Raw genomic sequence first — 13,807 nt, 5'->3', positions numbered from 1 at the left:
ACATGCGGTCGTCGGGAAACGTCTTAGAAGTAAGAGTGTCTGCAATCGCGGCCGGTTTGCTCAAGGACGCGGTGGCGAAGGGCGCAAAGATGAGATGAGCAAGGCACATTCTGATCTGGACCAAGTGCAACGGGAGGCGGTCACCTGGGTACGAAAGCTAATATCCAAGGACATGGCGCCGGAGGACGCCGCGGCGCTGAAGCTCTGGTGCGCGCGCAGTCCCCAGCATGAAGCCGCTTTTGTCGAGACAAAGCACGTATGGAGTAAGGTCGGTGCCGCCGGCCGCGCCACGTTCGAGCCGGATGAGGATTTTTTAAGCGATCTCGATGCCTTCGGACAACGGCGTAGGACGATGAGCCGCCGCATGGTCTTGAGTGGCGGCGCTACGGTTCTTGCAGGCGCGTCAGTCTACGGCGTACTCAATCCGCCGTTTGGACTTTGGCCATCCTTGTCGGAGCTGAATGCGGATTACCGCACCTCTACTGGCGAACAACGCAATGTCACGTTTGCCGGCGACGTGGCGATTGGTCTGAACACACAAACGAGCCTGGCTGTCCGTCCCGCGGAAGTTGGGGTGGATCGCATTGAACTGATTGCCGGCGAAGCGTCGTTTGCGACATCCGCGCGTGCGGCGCGATCGCTCGTGGTCCTGGCGGCAAACGGTAGGACCATCGCCGAATCCGGCAGGTTTGATGTTCGCTACACGGCAAGTGGCGAGCATTCTCCGGTCAGTGTGACCTGCTTCGAGGGCGTGGTGCAAATCGAGCGTGGAGCCGAGGTGGCCGAGTTGCGGGCCGGACAGCGCGTGCGTTATGATCTCGCCGGCTTGACCCAGATTGCCGCAATCGACCCACATCTCGCCTCGGAATGGCAGCGTGGCATCGTCGAATTCCGCGACACCCCGATCGTTGAGGCCATTGAAGAAATCAACCGATATCGGCCCGGCCGCATCATTTTAATGAATGCAGCCCTGAGCCAAAAGCAGCTCAGCGGCCGCTTTCGCATCGACCAGATGAATCAGGTCCTTCTACAATTGGAGCGCGCGTTCAGTGCGAAACTCCAGCGTTTGCCCGGTGGAATCGTAATCCTGAGCTGATTTTCCTTCCGGCGCCAAACAAATTTCTTAAAAAAATCCTTCCAGAGCGTGCACGCCGCCCCTTCGAGATTCACTCTTAGCAGTGAGACCTCTCGTAACCCCGAGGCGGCGGCGACATCTCGCTGCTGCATCGGAGGCCTATTGTTGACTGAAGGAGCCGCCCGATGACCGTCAATGTTGCCACGTCCTCTGCCGGCTCCGCCTATCGCAATGCTCGCCGCGCCGCGCTCCTCGTCGGCGTGAGCACGCTGGCTTTGTTCATGGCCTCGCCGGAAGCTCATGCCAGATCGCTCGGCGGCTGGACACCGGCACCGTCGGCAGCGGCGGCCGCGGCAGCACAGTCGGACTCGCAGGAGGCCGCGCGGGCGGCGCGCAATGCGCAGAACGCGTTGAAGCGCGCGACGCAGGCTATGCAGGCAACGCAGCAGGCGGCGCGTGACGCAGCGCGAGCAGCACCGGGCAACAGCGGCATCCCGAATGGTCTGGGGGTCGGCGGCTTGCAGGTGGCTCCGCAGAATGTCCCCGCAAATCTCTGGCGGGGCGCGAACCTGCCGACCCAGTTCACGACCGGTGATCGCACCAAGGTCGAGATTCAGCAGACCGAGCAAAGAGCGATCTTGACCTGGGACACGTTTCACGTCGGCGGCATGACCGATGTGAACTTCAAACAGGACGCCAGCAATTGGGTGGCGCTGAACCGCGTGCTCGGCACCGACGGACGGCCCAGCCAGATCCTCGGCAGCATCGATGCCAAGGGGCAGGTCTACATCATCAACCAGAACGGCATCATCTTCGGTGGATCGTCGCAGATCAATGTCGGGGCACTGATCGCCTCGACCGCGAAGATTTCCAACGACCAATTTATGAAGGGTATTTATTCGACGCTGGCCGGATCGACCTGGACGCCGAGCTTCACCGATGCGGCCGAGCTGCTGGGCCTGCGCGAAGGGGCCGGTAAGGTCGAGGTCAAAGCTGGCGCGGTGATCGCGACGCATGCTCCGGCGTCCGTTACCAATGGCGGCGGCTTCGTGCTGCTGATGGGAGGCGAGGTCGTCAATGCCGGCTCGATTTCGACGCCGCTCGGTCAGACGCAGCTTGCCGCGGGCGACGACTTCATCCTACGCCGCGGTGTTGGTACGGACGCCAACACGTTCTCGACCACGCGCGGCAACGAGATCGCGCCGATCATGCGCGCGGCAAGCCATGCCGGCAATGCAACCAACAATGGCCTGATCTTCAGCCAGCAGGGCGACATCACGATCGCGGGCCAAGCGATAGCGCAGAACGGGATTCTCATCTCGACCACCTCGGTCAATAACCGCGGCACCATTCATCTTCTGAACTCGGCGACCGATACGGCAGGCAGCGTCACTCTCAGCGCCGGCAGCGTTTCGACGATCATCCCCGAACTCGACAGCACCGAGACCGCTCTCAACTCGCAGCGCGACGCGCTGATCACGGCGTCCACCACGCAGAACGACGCGCGGTCGGGTGCGGCCTTCGGGGCGTTCGACAATCTGTCGAAGCTCGCCGACCGCATGGATCAGTCGCGGATCGAGATCGTTACCGGCGGCAATGCGATCTTCAAGAGCGGCTCGCTGACGATTGCGCAAGGCGGTCAGGTGGCAGTCTCGGCCGGCAAGCGCATCTTCGTCGAGGACGGCGCCACCCTCGACGTCTCCGGGGTGCGCGACGTGACGCTGGCAATGCCGGCCAATAACCTCAAGGTCAATATCCAGGGAAATGAACTGCGGGACTCGCCGCTGAACCGCGATTCCAACGTGCTCAGGAACAACGATGTCTGGATCGACATCCGCAACCTGATCTTGGTGCCGAAGGGTGCCGGCGGCTATGACAGCGACCGTTACTATACGCCGGGCGGGCTGCTCGAGGTCGGCGGTTATCTCACCAACACCGCGCACAGAATAGGCGAATGGAGCGCGGTCGGCGGCACCATCACGCTGTCCGCTCCCGAAGTGATCGCACAGCGGGCCGCCACCTTCGACATCTCCGGCGGCTCGCTGAATTATGCCGCCGGCTGGATCCGCTCCACCAATCTGATCGGCAGCGACGGGCGGCGCTACAGCGTCGAAAATGCACCGGCCAATCTCGACTTCAGAAATTTCACCGGCGGTTTCACCCGTACCCATAACATCCAGGGCAAGGTCGACGATCGACTCACCGAAATCTGGACGAACCCGCTCGGCCGCGGCCGCGAGAGCGTGCGCTGGGAGGATGGCTACACCGTCGGCCGCGATGCCGGCAACCTCGTCCTCTCGACACCCACATCGATCTTTGAGGCGGACATCATCGCCGATGTCGTCAAGGGCGCGCGCCAGACCAGTGCGCGCGCCGCGGGCCTCTCCGACGGCTACAAGCAGGTGCAGAACGCCGTGCCGCTGCAGGGCACGCTCGGGCTGGGCCGCTATGACGCGACGTCAAGCCAGATTGCCGCCTACGGCTCGGATGTCCGCTTCAGCAATGTCGCGGCCATCAGCGCCGGCCTGTCCGCCACCGACCTCCTGCCGTCGGTCCGCACCAACACCGCCTGGTTCGATGCGGGCCATCTCAGCGAACAGGGTCTCGGCGGCCTCACGATCGCCACCAGGGGCTCCATCGCGGTCGATGCGACGCTGACGCTGGCCAATGGCGGACAGGTCAAGCTGCTCGCGCCGACCGTCGACATCAATGCCGGCATCGTCGCCCGCAGCGGCAGCGTCACCGTCCAGACAGATATCCTGGGCATGGTCGCAATCCTGCCCACGATGCCGGGCGTGACGCTGCGCGCCGGCGCGATCATCGACGTGCGCGGACTCTGGACCAACGGCCTGGCCGATCCGAACGAACTCTCCGGTCTCGCCTATGTCGATGGCGGCAGCGTCACCTTCGATTCCACCCGGAGCGTCACGCTCGCGAGCGGCAGCACCATCGACGTCTCGTCCGGCGCCGCCATCCTGTCGACCGGGAAAATGCGCGGCGGCAAGGGCGGCGACGTTACGCTCTTGGCCGATCAAGGGAATGTTCGATCTGGCGGCCGGCTGACCCTTGACGGCGAGATCGCCGGGTTCGGTGTCACAGGCGGCGGCAAGCTCAGGATCGAATCCGGCCGGGTGATCGCGATCGGAAGCAAGGCTCAGCAAAGCGACGGCGATGCGAGCCTCGTGCTGAATCTCGATGCGTCGCTGTTCCGTAGCGGCTTTGCGAACTACAGCGTCAATGGTCATAAGGGACTTGCCGTTGCCGATGATGCGACGATCGACGTCACCATGCCGGTCTATCGTTACATCGCGGACGCTTTAGCCGTGGCCACGGGAAGCGATCCGTCTGCGGGCCTCGAGCTCTGGACGCCGCCGCTGTATCTGGAGGATTCCGCCAAAGGCCGGCTGACCCAGCGCGGCGGGGCCAGCCTGTCGCTCTCCGCTGGCGTCCTATCGTCGGATGCGGCGGCGGTCGGTCTGGTCGTCGGCAAGGGCGCGGTGCTCACCGTCGATCCCGGGCAGTCGATCGATATCTCCGGCGTCGGGCAGGTGACCGTCAACGGCACGCTGAACGCCTGGGGCGGTTCGATCCGCATCGGCGGCGGTGGCGGCATTTCTGACAGCAATTCGATCTGGATCGGCCAGACCGCCGTGCTCGATGTCGCAGGCCGCGCCTTCAGCGCCGTTGATTTGCAGGGCCGACGCTATGGCACGGTGCTGGACGGCGGCAACATCACCATCGGCGGAACGATCAATCTGTCGTCGGGTCAGCCGGGCGGTCCCCTGGCGTTCGTCGTCGTGCGCGACGGAGCGCTGCTCGACGCATCCGGCGCCGCGACGACGTTGGATCTGTTGAACGGCGGTTCGACCGAGGTGGCCAGCCGTGGCGGCGCGATCTCCTTCGCATCTTCGGACGGCTTGGATCTCCGCGGAACCTGGCGGGCCAAAGCCGGCGGCGCGGGAGCTGCCGGCGGCACGTTGACGGTCAGTCTGGGCACTCCGGAATATCGGGATGTGAACGCCAGTGGGTACCGCTCGCGCGATCTCATCGTGACCCAGACGGCGCCAGGCAGCGCGCTGGCGGCCGACGCCACGCCGGCTTCGGCCAACGGCAGCCTGGTTTTTGGAAAGGCCGCGATCGGCGTCGACCAGATCGAGGCCGGCGGCTTCGGCAATCTCAATTTGCTCAGCTACGGCATCATCGCCTTCGATGGCGACGTGTCGCTGGCGATGAGCCAGAGCCTGCAGTTGTTCTCGACGTCGCTGGCGCTGGCGGAAACCTCAAAGGCCGACGCCCGCGTGACCCTCTCCGCGCCCTATATGCACCTCTCGGGCGTGCCTGATATCCGGTCGGACGGCAGCGGCCATCTACCGGTCAGCAATACCTCCAATGGCAGCGCCCCATCGGCACGGCAGAGCGCCGCGCGGTTCAGCGCGACGGCGGGATTGCTGGATGTCCAGCGCTCCGTCGGGTTCGGCATCCGCGGCGCGGGAACGAGTTTCACGGTCGATCGGCGCGGGTTCGCGGATGTCACGTTGCAGAGCAGCGGGGATATCCGCTTCCTGCACAGCGGCAGCCTGAATAGGACCTTTCTCCAGACCCGTGGCGATCTCGTCCTTGCCGCGCAGCAAATCTATCCCGCGACCGGCGCAAGCGCCGAAGTCCGGGCCGGTTGGCTGAAAGGCTTCGACGAAAATCGTGCTTATGATCCCGCCTACAGCCTCACCATTCGCGGCACCGGCCAGGCGCCGGTGGCCCAGCCGTTTTCGGCGTTCGGACTTCTCTCGCTGGGGGCTTACACGATCAACCAGGGCGGCGTGGTTCGCGCGCCGCTCGGGACGATCGGCCTGGGCAATGAATCCGGAGCAAACACGATCAATCTCCTGCCCGGCAGCATCACCTCGACCAGCTCGAAGGGGCTGATCATGCCCTATGGAGGCACGGTCGATGGCATCGATTGGTACTATGCGGACAAGAAGATCGCGCTGGAAGGCGCTGTGTCCGCGACGCGCGGCGTTTCGCTCTTCGGCGTCAAGGTCGATGTCCAGAGTGGCGCGCTGATCGACTTGTCGGGCGGCGGCGATCTGACCGGGGCGGGCTTCGTCAGCGGCCGTGGCGGCTCGATCGATGTGCTGCGCAATCCGCTGATCAAGGCCAATCCGGTCTATGGGTTCAGCGCGTCCGGCAACACCGTCTATGCCATCGTGCCGAACCAGGCGTCCGGCTATGCGCCGGTCGGTCCGGACGCCGGCGCCGGCAATCCGTTGGTCGGCCAGCAGATCACGCTCGACGGCAGCGTGCCCGGCCTGCCGGCCGGTAGCTACACGCTGATGCCATCGACCTATGCACTGTTGCCGGGCGCCTTCCGGGTCGAGATCGCGGCGACGCCAGATTCGCGCGGTCTCATCGGCCAGGCGGCGATGGCCGATGGCTCTTACCTCGCCGCCGCGCGGCTCGGCGTCGCCAACACCAACATCCGCGACAGTCTTGCGCGGCAGGTGATCCTGACTCCGGCCAAGGTGACGCGAACCTATTCGCTCTACAACGAGACGAACTACGCCGGGTTTGCGCTGGCGGATGCGGCGCGTCTCGGCGTGCCACGCGCGATGTTGCCGCTCGACGGCCTGAATCTCCATCTCAACCTCGTATCCGGCGCGGGCGCGAACGCCTTCCGGTTCCACGGCGCGGTGGATTTCAGCGCCGGACAAGGCGGCTATGCGGGTTCGGCAAGCCTGCTCGATAACGCTACCGGCGGTGAAATCGAGATCCTGGCGGCGGGCGCTGCGGCAACCGAGGGCTTCACGGGCATCTCGGTCTATGCCGACGACCTCAACGCCCTGTCCGCGCGCCGGCTGACCATCGGTGCCAAGCCGACCATCACCTATGGCCAGACGGGCAACTACGTCGAGTTCGCGGGCACCGACCAGTCATTCAGCATCACGCTGCGTGAGGGCGCGGTGCTGCGGGCGGCGGAGGTTTTCCTGATCACGGGCTGGAAGCGCACAACCGGCACCGGCGCGATCACGATCGAGGCCGGCGCCGGCATCAACACGCTGGGGATGGGGGCAGTCTCATTCGATTCGACGGACGGGTTCATCTACACACCAACGTCCTCCGGCCAAGGTGGCTCGATGCTCGCCGTATCCAACGGCCGGTTGGACATATTGCCGGCGAATTCCTCCCTCTCCAGCAGGCAAGGCGCGATCCTGATCGGCGCCTGCGGCGCGAGCGGCAATTGCACTGCGCCGACCACGCTCTACTCCGAAGGCACGATCGGGTTCGCCACGACCAACCGCTTTGAGCTGGGCGACAATGTGCGGTTCGGCACCCGCAACCTCGCGCTCGGTGTCGGCGCGGTCAATGTCGGGACGCGCGAGGCGCTCGCCGCTGCTGCCGCGACGAACGTGCTGCCCTCGGGGCTCACGCTCAACCAGACGGTGCTCGACCAGTTGCTCAAGGGCGACACCTCGACCGGCGCTCCGGCGCTCGAAAGCCTGATCCTGACCGCGCGTGACGCGGTCAACTTCTTCGGTACGGTGAAGCTCGACACCTATGACGCTTCGGGCAAGTCCCGCATCACCAATCTGGTGTTCGGCACGCCCGCCATCTACGGGGCAGGTGGCTCCGGCGACGTCGCGACGATCCGCACCGAAAATCTGGTCTGGAGCGGCACCACCGGCGGTCCGGGCGCGGTCATCACCGGCGGCGCCGGAACCGGCAGCGGCTCGCTCGTCATCGACGCCGAACGGATCACCTTCGGCTACGGCCCCAAGACTCAGGTCAGCGGCGTGGACGATGCGGGACGGCTGGCGCTCGGCTTCGCCAGCGTCAATCTCAACGCCAGCGATCGGATCACCGCCAATCACGAGGGAAGTCTCGCGGTCTATCAGAGCCAGGGCGCCTATGTGACCGGTGCAGGGTACAGCTACAGCGGCGGCGCTCTCAACATCTCGACCCCGCTGCTGACCGGCGAGGCCGGCTCGGTCAACCGCATCACCGCGGGCGGCGCGATCTCCGTCACCGCGCCATCCGGCGCGATGGCCGGGACCGTGCTCGGAGCGGAGGCGTTGGGCGCCGAACTCGCACTCGACGGCGCGAGCGTGTCGATTGCCACGGCGGTGACGCTGCCGAGCGGACGGCTGACGGTGAGCGCCACCGGCGACATCATGCTGTCCGACGCGGCGCGGATCGACATGGCGGGCCGCGAGATCACGTTCTCCGACGTCAAGAAATACAGCTGGGGCGGCGAGGTCATTCTCGAGAGCCGCAACGGCGACATCCGCCAGGCGGCAGGTTCGACCATCGACCTTTCGGCCAGGAACAATCACGCCGGCCGGCTGACGGCGTCGGCGCTCGGCGCGGGCGCCGGGACGGTGGATCTGCAGGGTGCGATCCTCGGCGCGACCAGCGGCCAATACGCTGCCGGCGGCACGATCGTGCCTTATCGCGGTGGCTTCATCGACGTGCGCGCACAGCGGCTCGGCGGCAGCGGCACGCTCAGCGACCAATTCGCCGCGCTCAACGCGCGGCTCAATGCGGGCGAGGTGTTCGGCGGGCGCAGCTTCCAGCTCAAGCAAGGCGATCTCGTGATCGGCGACGGCCTGCGCGCGGGTGACGTCAACCTCTCGCTCGACGGCGGCCACCTCACCGTCACCGGGACGATCGACGCCAGCGGCGCGGAGGTCGGATCGATCCGGCTCGCGGCCAATGGCGGCCTGACGCTGACCGGCAGCGCGGTGCTCGATGCCCATGGCGAGCGGCTGCGCGTCGATAGTTATGGCAAGATCATCGACAGCCCGAACCGGGCCATCGTCCAACTCAGCTCCGGGAGTGGAGTGTTGACGCTGGCATCGGGCGTGCGGATCGATCTGCGGCACGGCACCAAGGCCACCGTCGGCACCGCACCCGGTCAGTATGACGGCGTCCTGCGCGGTACGCTGGAATTGAACGCGCCGCGTCTCGGCGCCGACGACATCGCCATCGACGCTTCCGGTGCGCTGACCATTCAGGGCGCGCGCTCGATCGCGGTCAATGCGGTGCGGGTCTATTCCGGCGCCGAGGTGCCGGTCGGCACGGAGACCACGGCGAGCGGCCGGCCTTATCAATTCATCGATCAGGACTGGCTGAATCACCGCCACACCGAAAGCAGCGACTTCATCAACGCGGCGCTCGGCAATGCGACTTTGATGAACGGCAAGCTGGCGGGACTGAACAACTCCGCCTATCGCGACGCCTTCCACCTGCGGCCGCTGGTCGAGGTGCGGACCGAGGGCGATCTGGTGGTCAAGGGCGACCTCGACCTGTCGGGCCATCGTTATGACGGGGTCAATCCGCACTTCCCGCACACGTCGGTCTATGGATCGGGCGAGGTCGGCGTGCTCAATCTGCGCGCCGGCGGCAATCTCGACATCTATGGCAGCATCAACGACGGCTTCGCGCCGCCGCCCGCCACGCCGGACGACGACGGCTGGATCCTGCGGCCCGGTCTGGTGTCGTTCGGCGGCGATGTGATCGTGCCCAACGGCAGTGTGACGCTCGCCGACGGCACCACCTTTACACCCGGCCGCACGCTCAATTACGATCTGCCGGTCAAGGCGCTGACCGTGCCGACGGGCACGCGACTGCCGGCCGCGGCGGTGCTGAACGGTGCCGTCCTCCTGCCGGCCAACACCATTCTGGCGGGCGACGTCCGCGCAGCGGACGGCAGCCTGCTCTACGCCGCGGGCACACGTCTCGCGCAGGCCGTCACGCTCCCGGCTGGTACACGGCTCGGTGCGGGTTTCGTCGCGCCTGCCGACCTGTCGCTGAAGGCGATGGTCTGGCCCAAGGGTGTCGCACTGCCATACTACGTGACGCTCGACGGCGACCTGAGGCTGCCGATGGGCGGCCTGATCCCGTCGCAGACCGTAGTCAAGCTGCCCAACGGCGCACTTTCCGTGCGATTGCGGCCGGCCGACGCGAACGGCCGTCAGGGCGCCAACTGGGCGGTGGCCAGCATGCTGCCGGCCGGCTCGCAAAGCTGGTCGATGCGGCTGGTGGCCGGTGCGGATCTCGGCGCCGCCGATAGCCGCATGCTGCGGCCGCGCGACGCAGCCGGCAATCTGACGCTGGCCGATAGCCACTATTCGGTGTTCGACTACTATCAGAAGACCATCATTCCGGGCACGCCGGCGCGGCCGGGCGGCAAATGGTATTGGAGCGACCAGGGAGCGGCTGATTTTGGAGCGGCACCGGGAACACCAGTTGAGGATGACTGGGGCCCTGACTTTCTTTGCGCCGACGTTCCCAGCTACTGCATCCGCTACAATTATACCGTCACGGCGCTGGCCGTCGCAGATTTGGGTCTCGATACTGACTGGGCGTCATGGGGGCTCTCAGCTCCGCTGAAAGCGGGCGATCCTGTGCCCGCCTTTTTTGAATCTACCCTCCTCGACTCTCCAGGTTACCTCGTCTCGCTCGGCGAACCGATCCCCGCCACCCCGGAAACAGTCATCGTCGGCGATTTCCTTGGCTATATTCCGCTCAATCCGATCTTCAGCGTGGTTCGCACCGGCACCGGCGATCTCGACCTCGTTGCCGGCGGCAATCTGGCCCAGCGTTCGCCCTATGGCGTCTATACCGCGGGCACACAGTCGCAGGGCGTTGGCGCGGCGTTCGATCAGCCACGGGCACCGATCCGCGATGGCAAGGTGCTGGGCAAGGAGGGCGCGGACTACGAAAGCCTCGTCAGTGGCGACGGCCGGCTCTCGCATGCCTGGTATCCGACGGGAGGCGGCAATCTGCTTTTGCGTGCCAGCGGCAATCTCACCGGCGATCTCTGGAAACAAAGTGGCTATTCGGAGGAAATGCGCATCTATCAGAAGCCGAGCGCGGATCCCGTCAACTGGCTGTGGCGCCAGGGCCATGCGCCGGGCAGCGACGCGGGCGCGGCCTGGTGGATCAACTTCGGCAGCTATGTCAGAAGCGATGACGCTAGAATTAGTAGCTTTGAATACGATCCGCTTCCCTATCTGGTGGGGTTCACCGGCTTTGGCACGCTCGGCGGCGGCGATCTGAGAGTCGATGTCGGCGGCAACGCTGGCGCCATCGACAAGATGAGCGGACGCAGCCAGGGACTGGTGCTCGCGGTCGGATCGACGGGCCGGGTCAACGCCCAGGGCGATCTGGTGTTGACGGGGGGCGGCGATCTCGACGTGCGTATCGGCGGCAGCCTCAATCCCAACCTGCTGGCGACCGCCATCGACGGCGGGAACTCTGGATCGGCACAGTTTCTGGATGGCGTGATCGCCAATTTGCGGGGCAATAGCTCTGTCAGCGCAGCGAGCATCGGGAATATCCGTTTGGATTACGGAGTCAGCGCAACCAGAGAGGTGCGCCCCTACGATCCCTTCACGGTGACGCAGGCCGTCATGTTCGGCGGGCCGACCCTGCTGCCGGGCGATGCGACCTTTGCCCTGACCACGCGCGCCGACCTGGTGGTCGGCGGCGTCATCGATGCCACCCGCCGCGAGACCATCGATCGGGATCCGAACACGCCTGCCCCGGCCTGGTTCAGCCTGTGGAGCGATCGGACCGCGATCGATCTGTTCGCCGCCGGCGGCAATCTGACGCCGGGCAATGCAAAGATGCCGCTCACCAGATTCGGTATCGATGTGTCTTACCCGTCGATCCTGCGCGCCGTCGCGCCGTCCGGCAGCATCTTTGCGGCCCCGTATGAGGCCGGGACGCTGCTCCTCGCGCCGTCGCCGCACGGTGAGCTCGAATGGCTGGCGGGCCAGTCGATCTATGGCGGCGTCGTGTCCCGATCCAGCGCCGACCCGGCAATACTCACGACGCCGTTCCGGCCCGCGACGCTGGCGAGCCTCGATCCGCAGGCGTTTGCGGACGAGTATAATCTGTTCGCCTTCGGGCCGAATACCGCCTCGGGCCTATATTCTCTCGATCCCGCGCGCTTCTATGCGCTGGGCGGCGACATCGTCGGCCTGATGACCGGCGAGTTGCAGACCGGTTTCTTTTCGGCCGGCGGCAACGGCGGGAAGACTCTCTACAGCGCGGGCGGCGCCGTCTGGATGAAGGCCGGGCGCGACATCGTCAACAGCGGCCACAATCTCGGCGAGTCGGGAGTCGCTGCCACTCGTAGTAGCGACAAGGGCCAGACGAAGAGCAACCTCATCGTCCATAGCTCCGAGACGGATGTATCGATCATCTCGGCCGGCCGCGACATCATCTATTCCAGCTTCAGCATCGCAGGTCCCGGCACGCTGGAGATCAGCGCCGGGCGCAACATCCGGATGGAGGACCGCGCCAGCGTCACCTCGCTCGGCGCCTACAGTCCCGGCGACAGCCGCCCCGGCGCCAGCATCCTCGTGCAGGCCGGCGTCGGCGCGTCGGGGCCGGACTATGCGAAGCTCGCGGCGCTCTATCTCGATCCCGCCAATCTCGCGGTGACCGGCGTGCCGCTCGCCGAGCAGAACGGCAAGGTCGCCAGAACCTACGAGAAGGAGTTGGCGGGCTGGCTGAAGGAACGTCACGGTTTTGCCGGCACGGTCGAGCAGGCTCTGGCCTATTTCAACGCCCTGAAGCCGGAGCAGCGCGGCATCTTCCTGCGAACGGTCTATTTCGCAGAGCTGCGGGAAGGCGGCCGCGAGTACAACGACCCGAGCAGTGCGCGCTTCAACTCCTATCTGCGCGGCCGCGCCGTGATCGCCACGCTGTTCCCGGGCAACGACTACGACGGCGACATCATTATGTTCGGCGGCGCCGGCGTGCGCACGCTGTTCGGTGGAAGCATTCAGATGCTGACGCCCGGTGGCAGTCAGGTGATCGGCGTCGAAGGGCAGGTGCCGCCGGCATCGGCGGGTCTGGTCACGCAAGGATCCGGCGACATCCAGCTCTACAGCAAAGGCAGCATTCTGCTCGGCCTGTCGCGCATCATGACGACGTTCGGCGGTGACATCCTCGCCTGGTCGGCGGAAGGCGATATCAATGCCGGACGCGGCGCCAAGACCACCATTGTCTATACGCCGCCGAAGCGCGTCTACGACGACTACGGCAACGTCACGCTGTCGCCGCAGGTGCCGACGTCCGGCGCCGGCATCGCGACCTTGAACCCGATCCCCGAGGTGAAGGCCGGCGACATCGACCTGATCGCGCCGCTCGGCAAGGTGGATGCGGGCGAGGCCGGCATCCGCGTCTCCGGCGACATCAACATCGCCGCAATGCAGATCCTCAACGCCGCCAACATCCAGGTGCAGGGCAGGTCCACGGGCATTCCAACCGTGCAGGCGCCGAACATCAGCGCCGGCCTGGCGGCGTCGAACGCGACCGCGGCGACGCAGCAGACGGCGCTGCCGAGCCAGGGCAGCGGCAACGACCGGCCTTCCGTCATCATCGTTGAAGTGCTGGGCTACGGGGGTGGGACTGGAGAAGAGCAGCCTGACAGCGAACAGCGGCGCAGCCGCGGCAGACAAAGCAGCAATAACTACGACTCGAACAACGTGGTCCGTCTTCTTGGTAACGGCACCTTCACCGCTGAGGACACCAAGCCATTGACGACAGCGGAGCGCGACACGCTCGCCAATCAGATCGTCAATCCTGGCCGCGGTGAGGCTGCTCCATGAATGGACCCGTTTGGGAGCAGCGTGTCATGGCGTGTCATTGAGGCTGCCGTCGCGCCCTCAATGGATGCACGACTGGGACGCATCTCCGTCGAGGACCTCGCGTTAGCTAACT

The 13,807-nt window shown here is 65.6% G+C and carries 2 protein-coding genes; both read left to right on the top strand.

Translation table 11 applies throughout. The annotated features are described in order from the left end of the window. Positions 1-94 precede the first annotated feature (94 nt). A complete protein-coding gene (locus tag HNR60_RS03160) occupies positions 95-1,096 on the top strand; it encodes a FecR family protein (protein WP_184254188.1) in 1,002 nt (333 codons plus the stop codon). Positions 1,097-1,260: 164 nt separating this feature from the next. Next, positions 1,261-13,695, top strand: a complete 12,435-nt coding sequence (locus HNR60_RS03155; RefSeq protein WP_184254186.1) for a filamentous hemagglutinin family protein — start codon at positions 1,261-1,263, stop codon at positions 13,693-13,695. The last annotated feature ends 112 nt before the right edge of the window (positions 13,696-13,807 follow it).

Source organism: Rhodopseudomonas rhenobacensis (assembly GCF_014203125.1).
In the GTDB taxonomy this organism is placed as follows: Bacteria; Pseudomonadota; Alphaproteobacteria; order Rhizobiales; family Xanthobacteraceae; genus Rhodopseudomonas_A; species Rhodopseudomonas_A rhenobacensis.
Note: the sequence above shows the minus strand (reverse complement) of the source record. Positions and strands in the feature narration are given on the sequence as shown.

Excerpts from the sequence above, each read along its gene's own strand:
- HNR60_RS03160 (WP_184254188.1), top strand. The coding sequence starts at position 95 with ATGAGCAAGGCACATTCTGATCTGGACCAAGTGCAACGGGAGGCGGTC.
- HNR60_RS03155 (WP_184254186.1), top strand. The coding sequence starts at position 1,261 with ATGACCGTCAATGTTGCCACGTCCTCTGCCGGCTCCGCCTATCGCAAT.